We start from the raw sequence: 16,172 nt of genomic DNA, 5'->3' as shown, positions 1-16,172 counted from the left end.
GTCAACTTTTTAGAGATTTTCTAAGAAATTGACGAAATCTGGAAAAACGCCATTAGTTGAAGCGTTCGCGAATCATCTTTTTGATTTTTTCTCGATCGTAAGTCGTCCCTAACTCACTGATCCGATATGTAGGAATCGATGTTTCAATCGGATAATTCGTCAAGATCAGATCATAGTCTTGTTCTTTAGCATAGCGCTCAACGACGACCCCATTCAAATTTTTTAAGTACAGCAGCCACATATAAAAGACTGCCTCTTTGAAAAGTGCATCCATATTCAACGCGATGCCTACCCGAAATTCCCGATTGATTTGGTAATCAATGATCGTCAGGACACTCAAATATTTGACCATGGTCATCATATACAATGTATTTTCTTCTGATGCTTCCAGCTTCATTTCTTGTACAGCAGTATTCAATAAACGTTCACTGATCTGGCGAATATTACGACTTGAGAGTTTTGCTTCTAATTGCCAAATATTTTCTCGATCAAAAACTTCGACATCTCCTTTAAAAAAATACAAACGACTATGGATCTGAGAAAGATGAAAATAACAATTGGCTTCGATTTCTTGCGGGACAGCCGGTCGATACAAATGCAAGATATGTTCCAAGATCAGCGTATCGGTAAGTGCTGTCGGCGTAAATCGGGAGCGTTGCAGCATGTACTGGCGAAAATCTTGTTCAGAGAAAACGGAAAAGGAAAGCAAGAAAACAAAATGGAGCATCGCCTCTTCTTCACGAACTTCCAGTGCATAATGCCCAAAACTGCGAAAGACAAGTTCCCGCAGTTGCTGATACAATGGATCTTTCTCATAAAACGCCATGTTTTCCCGTAGTCTTTGAAACGATTGTCCGGGCGCTTTCAAACGATACTTCATGATCTTCAGCCACAAACTGACCCGTTGCTGTGCTTCCTCGGTAAAGGTCAGATTGAGCCCACGAGCGATCAGTCCCACAAATTTTGTATCAATCGGTAATGGCTGACTCTTGAAAGAATTTAAGTACCAAAGCAGCTGAAAATAAAAATAGCGAATCTGAGCTTCTTCTCCCATGAGTTTCCCCTGCCAAATCTCTAATCCAAATTCTGCCAACACTTGATTCAATTCTTTGATTTTGCGAAACAGGGAGGATTCACTAATCATTAATTTTTGCGCTAACGGAATCGTGGCGATTTCTTGATTGATCAATACATGTTCCAGCACTTGAAATTTGATCGACGAGTGGTAGAACACATATTCAATCTGATTCAACGAGAACTCTGGGCCCGTTTCTAGAACTAATGATGAACCTTGATAAAAAAGATGGCATTGATCAGAATAAGGAGCTAAATATAGAAATAACTCATCAACATATTTTTCTAAGGATGGTTTGCTGATCCTAAGGTAAGCAGCCATCTCATGAAGCTCTAGTTCACCTCCAACTAGAAGCAGCTTTTTCAGTAGCTGTAATTGCTTGGCTTCTTTTTTTTCTAATAATTGTTCAAATTTCATTGGCAGCACTTCCTAAAGCAATCGCATTGGACAGTTCAAAGACATCAGTAAAATGAGGATGAAAAAAGAAATCTTTTTGCGCTAACTCTGACAATGTGCTCTCCTTTTCAATGGCAAATGCCAGCAGGTTGATTTTTTCTAAGAGATTGTACTTTGACAGTAACTGAGCGCCCAATACTTGCCCGCTTGTCTTGGCAATGATCAGTTTCCCGTGGATCAGTGTGTCATCTACTAATGAAGCTTTAGCGGTAAATTTTTTGACGGTAATTTCTTGTTCATAAAAGAAGCGATCTGATTCAGTCATTCCTGTACTAGCCAGATACCAGCCAAACAGATGGGTTCCCACTGTCCGTAAGCCGCCGCGAAAAGGTTCTTTTTTTTCTTGCAAATTATGCGCAGCAGCGATTCCGGAACGAACTGCATTGTTTACCAATGGCATATAAGCCGTATCCCGTGTAATTGGACTGTAGATCTGAATCAAGTCACCGACAGCAAAAATACCCTTTTCGGAAGTTTCCAAATAAGCATCCGTCCAAATCGTATGATCACTGTGCAAGCGCAGCTGCTGAAATGCTGGGTGCGGCCGCGGTCGGACATTGACGGTCGTCAATGCAAGCGCGCTGAGCAATGTCCGATTGGCGGTCTCCACTCGGAAGCCTGTTTCCGTGGATTCAATGGCAATGGTAGGTTCTGCCAGATAAAGCTGCAGATTTTTTATTTGTGCTAATTCATCTAAAAAAGGAGCCAGAAACGATTGATCAAAATATTTGAATAAAGGATACGTCATTGATTCCACTAGTTGGACTTGTTTTCCTAGCGCCGTTAATGTGTTGGCTGCTTCCATACCTGCTTGTCCAGCCCCAACGATCGTAATCGTTTCTGCCTGATCTAATTCCTGAATAAATTGCTTGGCAGCGCCGTAATCTTTATAGGTCAATGCGGCTTCATTCATCGGTAAGAGAATTTCTGATTCTTGTGCAGATCCTGCTGCTAAGATCAACCGATCATAAGCGATTCTGCGTTGATCTGTTTGAACGAAATGGTTCTTAGGATCAAGTTTCAACATTGTTTCTTGCAATGCTACTTGAATGTCCAGCTGCTCAAGCTGTTCCTTGGAGCAAAAGAATGCGTCTTGCAACGAAGGAATCTTGCCTTCTAAATACAGGAGCATCCCGCTGGGAATAAACCCGATATGGGCTTTTTTTTCAATCAATACGATTTCAGATTCTGGATAGATTTTGCGTGCTTCGATGGCGCAGCTGATCCCTCCGAATGAACCGCCGATGATCACGATTTTCATACACTCACCTCTTAGTCTAAGCTTAAATGAAACGCTCTCATTTGACGAGTAAAATGCTGTCAGCAACGAAAAAAAGCTACATACAAGTTTGCTTTATGCTAAACTGATGAAAAAAGCGAGGTGGAAGCTGTGGTCTTTTTCTATCAATTTTTACTGGGACTGATCTGTAGTGCATTTGTAGCAGGATCCGCTTTTATTTTGCAGTGGTTGTCTTTATCCGGTGCTTTAGCAGCTGCCTTAAGTGGGACGATCATCATTGCTTTGGGACCTTGGTTCAGTATCTTTTTAGTTGGTTTCTTTTTTGCCAGCTCTGGGATCATCAATCACTTAAAGAAAAAAAACTCAGCCGATGATCTGGTGATCAAAGGTGCGCGCCGCGATGCCATCCAAGTGCTGGCTAATTTATCGCCTAGTTTATTGGCATTGATCGGTTACGCCTCTTTCAACAATGAGAATTATCTCTGGGCATTTATTGTCGGGATCGCTAGCTGTACCGCCGACACTTGGGGATCAGAGATCGGTGTTTTGAGCAAAAAGGCACCCCGGAATCTCTTAACGGGAAAAAAATTACCTGCGGGTCTTTCTGGCGGTGTCAGCCTCCTAGGTACCATTGCTTCTTTTGCGGGCAGCGGCGGTATCGTTTTACTTCTGGCGATCTGTCTCTGGCTCAGCGGCCAACCGCTCTCTTTGACAGCATTGATTTGGGTACTCTTGTTAGGATTTAGCGGTAGTATAATCGATAGTTTATTGGGAGCAACGATTCAAGTACGTTACCAATGCACGGTTTGTCATCAATTTACCGAACAAAAAAACCATCACCAGCAGCCAACGAAAAAAGTGCATGGCTATGCTTTGATCACAAATGAAGCAGTCAACTTTCTTAGCAATCTAGCGATTGTCGGGATCGCATGTTTCTTTCCTAACTAAAAAAGTACTGCCAAAGGTGTGACCTTTGGCAGTACTTTTTTAACTAACATCAACCAACCGCAGCTTAGTGATATTTTTATAAACAGATAATTCTTCGATAACATCAGAGAAACTCAGCCCCCACGGTAAGTTGATCGTATAAATATTGGTATAGATCCGATAGTCTTCCATGAACTTCACATCAAAGTTGACATCTTCGATCACGATTTTTCGATCAAGAAAATACTCTGTCAAAAATTCCTTTGTTTCCGCACGATGAATGTATTGAATCTCCAATTTTTTGGCTGTCGGGACTCGCACAATTCGCTTGATCACCGTCAGTGCAAAAAAGATCCCGGCAAAACTAGTAATCGAAATCGCATAAAATCCCATGCCGATCGCAATCCCTAAGCCAGCAATCGCCCATAATGAAGCAGCTGTCGTCAATCCAGTTACCGAGCGTTTTGTCACGATAATCGTCCCGGCACCCAAAAAACCAACCCCACTTACCACTTGTGCGATCAATCGAGCTTCATCTGAACGAATGACCCCTGCGAGATCTGGATGATTCAACGCATCACGCATCGCCCCACTAGCGATCTCTACTTGGATCAATGCAATGACACATGCCCCCATACAGACTAAAATATGGGTCCGTAATCCCGCTGGTCGACTTTTGTACTGTCGCTCAAAACCGATAGCGCCTCCCATGACCATTGCTAAAACGAGTCTAAGAATAATTTCTGGAATCGATAAGACCATATCAACCATTGAAACACCCCTTTTCAACTATACCATCTATTTTTAAAAATGAAAAAAGGAAGGTCCAAATTCCGCAACCCATCTTTAAGCTGTATTCCATGAAAAATAAAAAAACCGAAGAATCATCGAAAATACCAACTTTTCATCCGACTGGATGAAATGGGGAAGTAGCTGGTTTTTCCGATGTTCATTCGGATTTTGTCGATTAGATTGGACGCTCTGCCAACTAATTGATGTTAGAGATTGGCTGCCGCTGCTTCATCCACGATGACTGTGACATCTGGATGATTTTGCAAAGCAGATGCAGGCAGATCCGTCGTTACCGGACCTTCAATCATCCCTTGGATTGCGTCCGCTTTAGCTGGTCCAAAGGCCATCAAAATAATTTTTTTACCTTTCAAAATTGAACCGATGCCCATTGAGATTGCAGTAGTGGGTACATCTTCTACCTTGTCAAAATAGCGTTTGTTGGCATTGATCGTTGATTCAGTCAAATCAACGACTGATGTTGTGCCATCAAAAGATGCCCCAGGTTCATTGAAGCCAATGTGACCGTTCTGACCAATTCCTAAGATTTGGATGTCAACTGGATGTTCCGCGATCACTTCATCGTATCGTTTGCATTCCGCTTGCAAATCTTCGGCTTTTCCATTCGGTACAAAGGTTTCCTTGAATGGTTTTTTGTCAAATAAATGAGCATTCATAAAGTGGCGATAACTTTGATCATCTTCGCCGCCAAGTCCGACATATTCATCTAAATTAACAGAAGTCATGTTTGAAAAATCGACATCGCTAGCTGTCATCTCTCCATACAATGTTTCTGGCGTACTGCCTGTCGCCAATCCAAGAACTTTAGCGCCGTTTTCAACGCCTTGCTGAATCAATTCAAATGCCTTTTTCCCACCTTCAGCTGCATCTTTCACGCGAATAATTTCCATGATACGCTCCTCATTTCGTTTTGGTATAGTCCAATGATACCACACTCTCATTTTTTTGACAAGAATTAGTCTAGACCATAACAAAAAAACAGCTGCATATTTCATGCAACTGTTTTTGCTGATTACCAGTTTGTGTAAACGTCGATTCCGCTGTGACCAACGCCTGTATCATAGACTTTGTAGGCACCCAAAGAAGATTGCCCTGTTGAGCCTTTGGCTTGATTGTCACTAGCTACAACGATATAACCATCTGCATCACGGATCGTTCCGTCAGCGGCAACATGTCGGCCAGGAATATTTAAGCCGCCACCAGCTAATACTTTTTGTGAATAATAAGATTCTCTGACACCATTATAGTAATTGATACCGTCCACTGGGTTCAAGACTCCTGAACCAGTACTTGGTGTACTTGCAGCGCTAGTGCTAGCAGCGTTTGATTGTGTAGCTGCCGGCGCTGTTTCAGTTTGCGTTTGCGCTGTTTCTGTCGTTTCTTGCGCGCGTGTCATCGGTTGTGCATCACTAAAAATCAGCAATGTTTCGCCATCAAAAATCAAATTAGGGTCTTGAATGGATTCATTCAATGCTAAAAGGTCATCCACTGTCGTACCATATTCAGTTGCTAATCCTGACAGTGTGTCTCCTGGAGCAACCACATGGGTTTGTTCCTCTGCAGATGCAACAGTGCCTCCGATAAATAAACCTAGTCCTGCAACAGCTGTGAATACAAATTTTTTCAAATGAAAAAACCTCTCTTTTTGTGTATTTGTACCTCTCCCCAGGCACAAATAAAAGATTAACATTACAATATTGCAAAATGATTTCAATTCTATTTTCTTCTATCACAATTCCTCGACAGAAAATTACAGCTATATTTTCATGTAAATAATCAAAAACTTACAATAGTGTTATCTTTTTCAATGAATTTTTTAAGCTAGTCCGTGTTATAGTCGTCTCAGCAAAAAAGAAATGAGGGTTAATTATGAAAAAAATGATGCTTGCTCTTCTTGTAGTCGCACTTGGTGTAGGAGGCTATTTTAGTTATAAATACTATTCTGAGACCTATCAAGGAGTCACTGCCTATGCACGCACACCAAAAGAAACACCTGAAAGGAAACAAACAGTAGACGGTTCAGGAAAAAAAATCGAAGGCTATTCTTCTTATAAATATACGTTTGAATTTGTTAAAGAAAATGGCGAAAGACAAGAAATGACCTATGAATTGTCTGGTGAAGATATCCAGCCTTATGCTCCTAACACACTAGTTAAAGCAGAGATCAGTCAAAAACGTATCATCTCCGGACCGAATGAGGTCGCTGAAAAAGATGTGCCAGCTGATGTATTAAAAAAATTAAATGCACAAAAATAACATTTTTCATTGATAAAATTGATTTTTTTCAAAAACCAAAAACTTCTGAACTCAAGAGTAACTGTCTTCTCCACTCTGCTTTCAGGAGTTTTTTTATTTATACATTGTTTTAATAATAATATTCAATCCCTCTTATAACCTTATTGTGACGGGGTTTATCAAGGTGCATTCCTCCGTGACAGAAAATCACCGCAATTTTCCTCAGTCTGTAAACCAAGATTTCATTTCTTAAGCAAAAACAATCATGCCTAATGATCGAACCATTGAAATAACAAATCCTACTGTTGACCTCTGAATAAAAATTTGCTAAATTATTTTCTGCCTTTTGGTAATTTTTTTTAGGAGTGTGAACATGCCTTTTGTTGTATATTTTTTCTTTCTTTATTAATCATTTATATCCCTTTTCCCACAGCACTTTTGTTCTTTCAACAGCTTGCCGAACAACATGATACCATCACTGCTTTAAACAAACTATCATTACTTTTTTTTGTCCTACTCGATTATTACATCAGCTATCACCTACTAAAAAGATGCCAAGTAAAAGCGAGTAGTTATCTTATCTTGATTCTCATGAATCTTGGTGAATTACTCGTACATATCTACCTTTACCAGCGTTACGGAACGGTCAATTTAACGATTATCTTACTTTTTCAACTCTTTCTATTGTTCTGCATGTTTGTTTTTCCTTGCTTCAAAAAATTTAGATGTTACATATTTGGATAAACAAAGGTTTATTGATTACTTGATGAGTAGTGAAGAAACTTTTAGTTCCAGTAGTTTCTTCACTTTTTTGTTTTAACAGTTGTTTGAAAAAATTGGCCTTCTTGATTGCCGAGGAATAATCGAAAAAAAGAGTTCGATAACTTGTGGGACTGAATTATCTTTTACTAATAGGCCTAAAGCCCTATATATTTTTAGAAAGTTATAATTTAAACTAATCTAAAAAGGATGTGTGAATATGTTAAAAGTATTAGTCTTTTGCATAGCCGTAGCTATAATCATTGCCCTGTATTCGAATAAAAATCGCTCGAAGAAATAGAAGTTCTTTCTATTTCTTTTTTATTTCGTCGGATAGTGAAATTATTTATTTCGACTTTCTTTGGCATTATTTTTTCACATTGAAAATAAAGTATGATATGCTGTTCAAAAGGAGTGAGCACTTTGAAAAGAAAAACTAGTTTCTACCTTTACCTGCTAGCCGCTTGTGTAAACTTTATAGCAGCTTTTTTATTTTTAGCTTCAATTGGTGCCATTCCAAAAATTGCAGGGCTTTTATTTTTTGCGAGCTTTTGTGTCCACCTAATACGAGCAATTAAACTTAAAAAATCTGAAAAGCAAAACTGATTCTGATTTCATCTCGTTAGTTGCCTGATTTGGTGAATAACTGATTAAGTATCAATTTTTTTTGATATTATTTATTTATCATAGTATTCTTTTTATAGAGGTGATTAGATGAAAAAGAATAGTGCTTGGTTAAAACCTTGGAAAATTATGTTGATTGTTCTCGCTTTTTTTGCTGGTTCCTTTATTGCAAAAATGGTCTTTTCTTTATTTTTTGTACACATGTAATAACTTTGATCCGCCCATAATCCTTACTAAAAGAGCGATTTCTTTTAGTAAGGACGTTATTTATTCCTACAGTTCCTAGTGTGTGGAAAGAAGAATGAAAGCACGAAGATATGGTATAGAGATACTTGTATCTCTATACCATATCTTCTAGAATGTGCGTTGAACGTATGGAATAATAAATACGGAACAAAACACTTTCATCATAATTATATTTTTACTTTTGACAGCGAATCTATTTTCGTTGAACCCATGAAAATATTTTGCTAAAAAAAGAAAGCTCTTAGAAGCTCCAACTTCTAAAAGCCCTAACCTCATTTCTGAGACAGTACAAATATATTATATCAAAGAATCGAGGAAATAAAAATGGCAAAAAGAGTTAGAGGCGAAGATGGTAAATTGTATAAGGTAAAAAAACCCTTTTACAAAAAGGTATGGTTCTGGATTTTAGTGGTAATTCTAGTTGCTGCAGTTGGCGGATCTCTTGGGGGTAATTCTAAAGATAAAAACTCTGCTGAGAAAACATCTACCAGCTCAAAAGAAGCAACTTCGACATCAGATAAAACATCAGAAAAAGCTTCATCAGAAAGCCAAGCTCCAAAAGAAGAGAGCAAAAGCGCTGATGAACAATATCAAGCTATTCTAGACGAATACACTCAAAAAATTAAAGAAGCAGCACCGAAGTTAGTTGATGAATACAATGCTGAATATCCTAATAATCAAAACGGAGTAGAAGGTTTAGCAGAATTGTCAAACGACAAAATAAGTGAGTTGGCTGAAATTTCCAATGAAGGAATACAGGAAATGGCAAATGTTCATTTGACTAGCGGATCTGGGAAATATGAAGATTACGAAGATTGGGCTACGAAATTGACCGATGTCTATATGGAGCAAGCAGAATTAATTACTGATGCATATATGACTTCTGCACAATAAAAAAACACGCCCCACCGACCAAAGCGAGAGCGTGCTAAAACCAAATAAACCTAATGCTTATTTGCTATACCCAATTATACCAAATTGAAAGGAGTGATGCCACTCGTTCGACATGCTGGCGGGCAAGAAAGGACGATAATATATTTATGGCGAAAATAAAGAAATATAAAAAGAAGAATGGTGAAATTGCCTATAAATTTCATGTTTACCTTGGTAAAGACCCATTAACTGGTAAAGAAATAAAAACTAATCGTAGTGGTTTTAAAACAAGACAAGCGGCAAATCTTGCTTTATCTCGATTGCTTCTAAAATCAAAAAGCGCTGATTTTATTTTTGATAGTAACCTTCACTTTGAAAAAGTAGCAGAAATGTGGTTAGAACAGTATAAGAATACTGTGAAAGCAAGTACACTTACTGCTCAAAAAGTTGCTCTAAAGAAGCATATCATACCTCATTTCGGAAAAATTCCGATCAACAAGATAACTATCCCTTATTGTCAGGCTAAAGTAAATCATTGGTTCAGCTATTACAAAAAGTTCAATAATTTGATTATGATTACTTCTCAAATCTTTCAGTATGCTATTAGTGTACGCTTGCTTACTAATAACCCAATGAATGGTGTAATTCGACCCAAAAGACAAATGGACATTGATCAAGAGGATTATGCAGCACCCTACTACAGCCAAAAACAATTGATTACTTTTCTAGATAAAGCAAAAGAACAGTTGCCTTTTTCTGAATTCCTGATGTTTAGAATTCTAGCATTTACCGGACTTAGGAAAGGTGAGCTACATGTCTTACGTTGGAAAGATATAAGTTTTGGTCGAGGAACCTTGTCTGTTAAACAGACGGTTGCTACTGCTGATGGTTGGAAATTAATTTTTCAAACCCCTAAGACAAGAAAAAGTGTCAGAGAGTTATCTTTAGATGATGAGACACTCAAACTTTTGAAACGTTGGAAATTACAGCAAAAAGAGCTTTTCTTCAAACTAGGGATAAAACATGATAATGAAGAACAATTACTTTTTACCTCAGAAGAAAACAAAGTTTTATATCTTGATTTTTTAAATCATCGACTAACGAAAATTCTTAAAGATAATAACTTAGAATATATGACAGTTCATGGATTTCGTCACACTCATTGCAGTCTCCTACTTGAATCTGGTGTACCTATCAAAGAAGTTCAAGAGCGAATGGGTCATACAGATATAAAAACAACAATGAATGTGTATGCTCATGTAACTGATAAAAAGCGGGAAGAGACTGGTAATCGCTTTGCACAATTCATGACGAATTAAGTTTAAATAATATCGCAACAAGAAACGCAACATGCACAAAAAAAGAGATGCCCCCGACTAAGGAAAACATCTCTAAATCGTTGGTAAACCAACGTTCTAACCTTGTTAGAATTATTCCGCAGCGTTCGCGTCTTTGAGACCGTATTTTTTGTTGAAACGGTCCACACGTCCATCTGCTTGTGTGAATTTTTGACGTCCAGTGTAGAATGGATGTGAATCAGATGTTACTTCGACACGGATCAATGGATACGTGTTGCCATCTTCCCACTCAACAGTTTCTTGTGAATTCTTTGTTGAACCTGATAAGAATTTGAAACCAGTAGTTGAGTCCATGAATACAACTGGATGATAATCTGGATGGATATCTTGTTTCATTTCTTCTTCTCTCCTTTGCCCTGGTCCATTTGCTGTACCAGAGTTGATTTGTCGATTTTACAACATGACTATCTTACCATGTTTCGTTTTTCGATGCAATTATCTTTTTAGATTTCTTTTTGGCCGTTTATCACCAAAATGTACGTCATGAAAAGCAGACAAGAAATCCGCATTGGTTTTTGTTTTTCTTAAAAACTGTAGGAATTGTTCCGTGAATTCTAATGAGTCACCAGTCATATTATTGCGCAAGCGCCAAGTCTCTTCTAATTGTTCGCTGCTCATCAAGAGCTCTTCTTTTCTGGTACCGGATTTCTTGATATCGATGGCTGGGAAAATACGACGCTCGGCTAAACTGCGAGAGAGCTGCAGTTCCATGTTTCCAGTTCCTTTGAACTCTTCGTAGATGACATCATCCATTCGGCTGCCGGTATCAACTAACGCAGTGGCTAAAATCGTCAGACTGCCACCTTCTTCGATATTCCGAGCAGCTCCGAAAAATTTCTTCGGTTTGTATAATGCGGCTGGATCGATCCCGCCACTCAATGTACGGCCGCTTGGTGGCACGACTAAGTTATAGGCACGCGCTAAACGCGTGATACTATCCATCAGTATCACAACATCACGCTTGTCTTCAACTAAACGCATGGCACGCTCCAAAACCAATTCAGAGACCCGAGTATGGTTGCTAGGCTGCAGATCAAAGGTCGAAGAAACAACATCTCCTTTGACACTTCGTTCCAAATCCGTCACTTCTTCCGGGCGTTCATCAATCAATAAGACGATCAACTCTACATCCGGGTGATTGTCAGTGATCCCGTTAGCGATTTCTTTCAAGATACTGGTCTTCCCGGCTTTCGGCGGGGCAACGATCAATCCCCGTTGACCAAAGCCAACCGGCGCCAGCATGTCGATCATCCGTGTTGACAGACGACCAGGGGTAGTTTCCAATTTCAAATGACGATTCGGATAAAGCGGCGTCAATGCAGGGAAGTGCGGCCGTTCTTTTGCTTCTTCCGGATCTTTGCCATTCACAGATTCTACATGCATCAAACCATAATAACGTTCTGACTCTTTTGGCGGTCTCGCTTTCCCCGCTACTTTGTCGCCATTTCGCAAACTGAAGCGGCGAATCTGAGAAGAAGAAATATAGATATCTTCTGCACTGGGGCCATAATTGATTGGACGCAAAAAGCCATAACCTTCCTGTCCAACGATATCAAGGATACCTTCCATATAAAAGAAACCCTGTTTTTCTGCTTGGGCCCGAATAACAGCCAGTGATAATTCTTTTTTGTTCATTTGGCTGTAATAAGGAATTCGAAATTCTTTGGCAAACGTGTAGATTTCTTTTAGCGTTTTGTTCTCCAGTTCTGCCATTGTTAGATAGTCGCTCATAGTTACTCCTCTACCATTTGAATGTCAGCCCCTAAGGCTGTAAGTTTATCGATTATATGATCATATCCCCGTAAAATATATTCGACATTGAAGACTGTGGTGGTTCCCGTAGCCATCAGTCCAGCAATTACTAAACAAGCTCCTGCTCGCAAGTCTGATGCAACGACTTCTGCGCCATGAAGCTGGCTCGGTCCGTTGAGCAAGATCAAATTGCCTTCCGTTGTTGCTTGCGCACCCATCCGTGCAAGTTCTGGTATGTGATTGACACGTTTTGCATAGATTGTATCCAAAATTTCTGACGTGCCATTTGCTTTCAAAAGTAAGGGAGTGATCGGTTGTTGCAAGTCGGTAGCAAAACCAGGGTATGGGTATGTTTTTACATTGGCTGGCTTTAAATCTTTCGATGGATAAACATAGATTTCATCTTCACTGATATCCATGCGCACACCAATTTCTTCTAATTTAGCGATGTAGCTTTCAAGATGCTCATAAATGACATTTTTGATGGTGATTCCTTCACCGGCTGCTGCCGCCAAAGAAAGATAAGTGCCTGCTTCAATCCGATCGGGAATGATCGAATGGCGGCAACCGTGTAATTCTTGGACGCCTTCAATGCGGATCTCGTTGGTGCCTGCCCCACGGATCTTGGCTCCCATGTTGTTCAGCAAAGTTGCCACATCAATGATCTCAGGTTCGCGAGCGGCATTTTCGATGATCGTCTTGCCTTTAGCTTTGACAGCTGCCAACATGACATTGATCGTCGCTCCGATAGATACCATATCCAAGAAAATCCGTTCTCCGGCAAGCCCCGCTTCACTTGTACGCAAATACATCGCGCCATGCTCATTCGTAACCGTAGCCCCTAACGCCTCGAATCCCTTGATATGCAGATCGATCGGACGAGGACCTAGGAAACAGCCGCCAGGTAAGCCCACGACTCCTTCACCGAACTTGCCTAACAATGCGCCCATGAAATAATAAGAAGCGCGTAAACTATTGATTTTGCCGCTTGGCATCGGAATCGAAACGATCTCGGTTGGATCGATCGTCAGTGTGTTTTCTTCAAAGTGCGTTTGAACACCCATAATTTCTAAAATTTCAATCAATGAGTGCACGTCTTGAATATCCGGCACCCCTTCTAATACGACAGGAGAATCAGCCAAAATCGCCGCAGGAATCAACGCTACTGCACTATTTTTTGCCCCGCTGATCGTCACTTCTCCTTTTAAGGGACGATTGCCTTGAATGACAATTTTTTTCATCTATATCCACCTATACTTTAGAGTTTGTGTGTATCATGCCAATTTTAGCATAGAACAGACAAAGAAAAAAGCAGGATTTCCCCACAAAAAAAGAACGATCACTTGTGATCGTTCTTTTGAACTGAAAGAATTAAGCTTTACCAGCTGAACCGAACCAGTCAATGTGTTCTTCTGCATCTTTGATGATTGCAGCTTTACCTGGTGCCAATAGTTTACGAGGGTCAAAACCTTTACCTTCTTGGTCTTTACCAGCTTCGATGTATTCACGTGTTGCTTTTGCGAATGACAATTGGAATTCAGTATTTACGTTTACTTTAGAAACACCCATTGAAATTGCTTTTTCGATTTGTTCTTGAGGAATACCAGAACCACCGTGTAATACTAAAGGAACATCAGAACCTACAGCATCAGCGATTGCTTGTAAGTGGTCAAAAGCAAGTCCTTGCCAGTTTTCTGGGTATTGTCCATGAATGTTACCAATTCCGCAAGCTAGGTAATCAATACCAGTTGCAACCATTTGTTTACATTCTTCGATGTCTGCTAATTCACCAGCTCCGATGATGCCATCTTCTTCACCACCGATTGAACCAACTTCACATTCAACAGAAACGCCTTTAGCATGTGCTTTTTCAACAACTTCTTTAGCCAATTTCAAGTTTTCTTCGAATGGTAAATGAGAACCATCGAACATAACTGAAGTATAGCCAACTTCGATACATTCCATTGCTGCATCGTAGTCACCATGGTCTAAGTGAATCGCAACTGGAACAGTGATGTTCATTGATTCAACTAGATCACAGATAAGATCTTTAGCAAGTTTGTATCCGCCCATGTATTTTGCAGCACCCATAGAAGTTTGAATAAGAACTGGCGCTTTTTTCGCTTCAGCAGCTTCTAAAATCGCTTGAGTCCATTCTAAGTTATTTGTATTGAATCCACCTACTGCATATCCACCTTGACGAGCAGCTTTTAAGAATTCAGCTCCTGATACTACTGGCATAAAAAATTCCTCCTAAGTTTTAAAAAACTTTATTTGTTAAGCAATGCTTAACCGACACTGCTATTTTAGCAAACATTTGCAGTATTTGCTACTAAAAGATGTAATTCTCTTTTCAATAAAAGATTGCACAAATTAAAAATTCTTTGCTTTTCATTTTCTTTTCTGAAAAAACTTTGTGAAACTAGCCTCTCGTCTTACATTTGTTTGCATACAATAACAAGAATACTTCTGAAAATTCGAGAAAAAATTCACGAACTTTTTCAACAATTTATCATTTTCCCGCTGACGATATGGATTGCCTATCGGACAAAAAAAGACTATTTGTTTTTGAGCATATGAATAGCTCTGGCAGGTGGAGTATACTATCATGAAAAAAAGGAGGGATAGAATGAAAAAAACAGTAGTGGGATTTATAGCGTTGTTGGGTATATTCTTTTTAGCAAGTTGCGGAGCAAATGGAGCGAGTCAAAAAACCAAGACATTCACGAATGAACAAAACGGAGTTCAAATGGAGTTGGTCTTCAATTACGAAGGTGACGAAGTGAAAAAGCAAACCGCCAACAATATCATGCCTTATTCTTCTGTTGGCGTATCTACGAAAGAGGAAGCAAAACAATTATTGGATCCGATCGCCAAACAGTATCAGGCAATCAAGGGTATCGATTATTCGCTTGATTACGGAGAAGATGCAGCAACCGAATCATTGACGATCGATTACAGTAATTTAGACTACGATGCGGCAAAGCAATTGCCAGGGGTCACATTTGAAGGTGATACTTCAAATGGCATCAGCATGGAACGAACGGAAAAAATGTTACTAGACCAAGGGTATACCTTGAAAAAATAAACTATTCCTTTGAGAAACGAGCGAATGTGGAATGGTCCTAGAAAGATCATCCCTACTGGCCCCTGAAAAAGGGGCTTTTTTAATGAAAACCAGTTTTCCCCCATTTCTTCTTAACGGAAGAAATGGGGGAGCTGTTCTTCGTATGTTTCTTTTGCTTTTTTATTTCTTTGAACGAGTCCATGCATCCCATACTCTCAAAGGGATAGTGCCATTTGCTTTGGTAATCCACTTTTCTTGCCTGCTCCGTTTTGAGACCAGCTTTTTTTATCTTTTTTCCTAGAAAAATGTTCCACCTGCCATAGACCAAGAAAAGACGTCCACGATTTCACTCGAATCGTCTCATCGTAGACGTCTTTCTTCTTTGATTGTTATTCTTTTGTGTTCAATGAAGAAATATGCTGATCAATCATCTGCTTTAGCCCATTTACTTCTTCATAAAGTAAATTGAACTCTTTGGCCAACTCACTCATAATATCTGCACTCATTAACAAGTCCTCGGCGTGACTCAATAACAACGACATCCAAACTTTATCACCTTGTGCTTCTTGCTGTACCAATTGCCGATGAGCAATATGCGCTTTGTGATAATGACTCTTGCCGCTTTCAATCGCAGATAGTGCCTCTTTTGTTTGCTCTTTTCGCATTTGTTGAATACTTTCGAAAAAGCAACTTCTTGCCATCCCAGCTTCGGAAATAATTTGAAAACAAATTTGTTCTTTTTCTTCCATC

16 protein-coding genes and 1 pseudogene are annotated in these 16,172 nt (G+C 39.5%); 7 read left to right on the top strand and 10 right to left on the bottom strand.

Going from position 1 to position 16,172, the window contains the following annotated elements; translation table 11 throughout:
• Nucleotides 1–52 precede the first annotated feature (52 nt).
• The gene (locus IGJ28_RS06050; protein WP_252712088.1) at nucleotides 53–1,492 is read right to left on the bottom strand and encodes a helix-turn-helix domain-containing protein; all 1,440 of its coding nucleotides are present in this window, start codon (nucleotides 1,490–1,492) and stop codon (nucleotides 53–55) included.
• Entirely contained in the window at nucleotides 1,482–2,792 is a 1,311-nt protein-coding gene (locus tag IGJ28_RS06045; RefSeq protein WP_438845290.1) for an FAD-dependent oxidoreductase, read from the bottom strand. The genes IGJ28_RS06050 and IGJ28_RS06045 overlap by 11 nt, the downstream gene beginning before the upstream one ends.
• Nucleotides 2,793–2,921: 129 nt before the next feature.
• On the opposite strand from IGJ28_RS06045, the gene IGJ28_RS06040 reads away from it, so the two are divergent.
• The gene (locus IGJ28_RS06040; protein ID WP_242387468.1) at nucleotides 2,922–3,719 is read left to right on the top strand and encodes a DUF92 domain-containing protein; all 798 of its coding nucleotides are present in this window, start codon (nucleotides 2,922–2,924) and stop codon (nucleotides 3,717–3,719) included.
• Nucleotides 3,720–3,758: 39 nt separating this feature from the next.
• On the opposite strand, the gene IGJ28_RS06035 is transcribed toward IGJ28_RS06040, so the two are convergent.
• The 3 genes from IGJ28_RS06035 to IGJ28_RS06025 all read right to left on the bottom strand — a co-directional run bounded on the left by IGJ28_RS06035 (nucleotide 3,759) and on the right by IGJ28_RS06025 (nucleotide 6,135).
• Nucleotides 3,759–4,469, bottom strand: a complete 711-nt coding sequence (locus IGJ28_RS06035) for an MgtC/SapB family protein (RefSeq protein WP_005471648.1) — start codon at nucleotides 4,467–4,469, stop codon at nucleotides 3,759–3,761.
• A gap of 227 nt (nucleotides 4,470–4,696) precedes the next feature.
• Nucleotides 4,697–5,398: a glucosamine-6-phosphate deaminase gene (gene nagB / locus IGJ28_RS06030; RefSeq protein ID WP_156248212.1), complete on the bottom strand. Its 702-nt coding sequence runs from the start codon at nucleotides 5,396–5,398 to the stop codon at nucleotides 4,697–4,699.
• Between the two features lie 122 nt (nucleotides 5,399–5,520).
• Nucleotides 5,521–6,135: a LysM peptidoglycan-binding domain-containing protein gene (locus tag IGJ28_RS06025; protein WP_156248213.1), complete on the bottom strand. Its 615-nt coding sequence runs from the start codon at nucleotides 6,133–6,135 to the stop codon at nucleotides 5,521–5,523.
• Between the two features lie 242 nt (nucleotides 6,136–6,377).
• Here IGJ28_RS06025 and IGJ28_RS06020 point away from each other — a divergent pair, with 242 nt between their 5' ends.
• The 5 genes and pseudogenes from IGJ28_RS06020 to IGJ28_RS06000 all read left to right on the top strand — a co-directional run bounded on the left by IGJ28_RS06020 (nucleotide 6,378) and on the right by IGJ28_RS06000 (nucleotide 10,564).
• Nucleotides 6,378–6,764 (top strand): YxeA family protein, encoded by a 387-nt coding sequence (locus tag IGJ28_RS06020; protein WP_003127394.1) that lies wholly within the window; start codon nucleotides 6,378–6,380, stop codon nucleotides 6,762–6,764.
• A gap of 352 nt (nucleotides 6,765–7,116) precedes the next feature.
• Nucleotides 7,117–7,487 (top strand): annotated as a pseudogene (locus IGJ28_RS06015) (hypothetical protein).
• 438 nt (nucleotides 7,488–7,925) lie between these two features.
• The gene (locus IGJ28_RS06010; protein ID WP_029487242.1) at nucleotides 7,926–8,108 is read left to right on the top strand and encodes a hypothetical protein; all 183 of its coding nucleotides are present in this window, start codon (nucleotides 7,926–7,928) and stop codon (nucleotides 8,106–8,108) included.
• Between the two features lie 588 nt (nucleotides 8,109–8,696).
• On the top strand, nucleotides 8,697–9,266 hold the full coding sequence (locus tag IGJ28_RS06005) for a hypothetical protein (protein WP_050762665.1): 570 nt from the start codon (nucleotides 8,697–8,699) through the stop codon (nucleotides 9,264–9,266).
• Nucleotides 9,267–9,412: 146 nt separating this feature from the next.
• Complete coding sequence (locus tag IGJ28_RS06000) at nucleotides 9,413–10,564, top strand: tyrosine-type recombinase/integrase (protein WP_252712087.1); 1,152 nt, start codon at nucleotides 9,413–9,415, stop codon at nucleotides 10,562–10,564.
• Between the two features lie 111 nt (nucleotides 10,565–10,675).
• Here the strand turns inward: IGJ28_RS06000 and IGJ28_RS05995 are convergent, their stop codons facing one another.
• From IGJ28_RS05995 to IGJ28_RS05980, 4 genes are all read right to left on the bottom strand, one after another.
• Nucleotides 10,676–10,939 carry a type B 50S ribosomal protein L31 gene (locus tag IGJ28_RS05995; RefSeq protein ID WP_005228304.1) on the bottom strand — a complete coding sequence of 88 codons (264 nt, stop codon included), beginning with the start codon at nucleotides 10,937–10,939 and terminating at the stop codon, nucleotides 10,676–10,678.
• A gap of 99 nt (nucleotides 10,940–11,038) precedes the next feature.
• On the bottom strand, nucleotides 11,039–12,334 hold the full coding sequence (gene rho / locus IGJ28_RS05990; RefSeq protein ID WP_003127377.1) for a transcription termination factor Rho: 1,296 nt from the start codon (nucleotides 12,332–12,334) through the stop codon (nucleotides 11,039–11,041).
• A gap of 2 nt (nucleotides 12,335–12,336) precedes the next feature.
• Nucleotides 12,337–13,596 carry a UDP-N-acetylglucosamine 1-carboxyvinyltransferase gene (locus tag IGJ28_RS05985; RefSeq protein WP_003127375.1) on the bottom strand — a complete coding sequence of 420 codons (1,260 nt, stop codon included), beginning with the start codon at nucleotides 13,594–13,596 and terminating at the stop codon, nucleotides 12,337–12,339.
• A gap of 130 nt (nucleotides 13,597–13,726) precedes the next feature.
• Nucleotides 13,727–14,596, bottom strand: coding sequence for a class II fructose-bisphosphate aldolase (locus tag IGJ28_RS05980; protein ID WP_003127374.1), 870 nt, complete (start codon nucleotides 14,594–14,596; stop codon nucleotides 13,727–13,729).
• A gap of 388 nt (nucleotides 14,597–14,984) precedes the next feature.
• On the opposite strand from IGJ28_RS05980, the gene IGJ28_RS05975 reads away from it, so the two are divergent.
• Nucleotides 14,985–15,443: a YehR family lipoprotein gene (locus IGJ28_RS05975; RefSeq protein WP_003127373.1), complete on the top strand. Its 459-nt coding sequence runs from the start codon at nucleotides 14,985–14,987 to the stop codon at nucleotides 15,441–15,443.
• Between the two features lie 368 nt (nucleotides 15,444–15,811).
• On the opposite strand, the gene IGJ28_RS05970 is transcribed toward IGJ28_RS05975, so the two are convergent.
• Nucleotides 15,812–16,171: a PTS lactose/cellobiose transporter subunit IIA gene (locus tag IGJ28_RS05970; protein WP_003127372.1), complete on the bottom strand. Its 360-nt coding sequence runs from the start codon at nucleotides 16,169–16,171 to the stop codon at nucleotides 15,812–15,814.
• Nucleotide 16,172 lies beyond the last annotated feature (1 nt).

It is taken from the genome of Enterococcus sp. AZ091 (genome assembly GCF_051714805.1).
In the GTDB taxonomy this organism is placed as follows: Bacteria; Bacillota; Bacilli; order Lactobacillales; family Enterococcaceae; genus Enterococcus_D; species Enterococcus_D gallinarum.
This window is presented reverse-complemented; position numbering and strand designations above follow the sequence as displayed.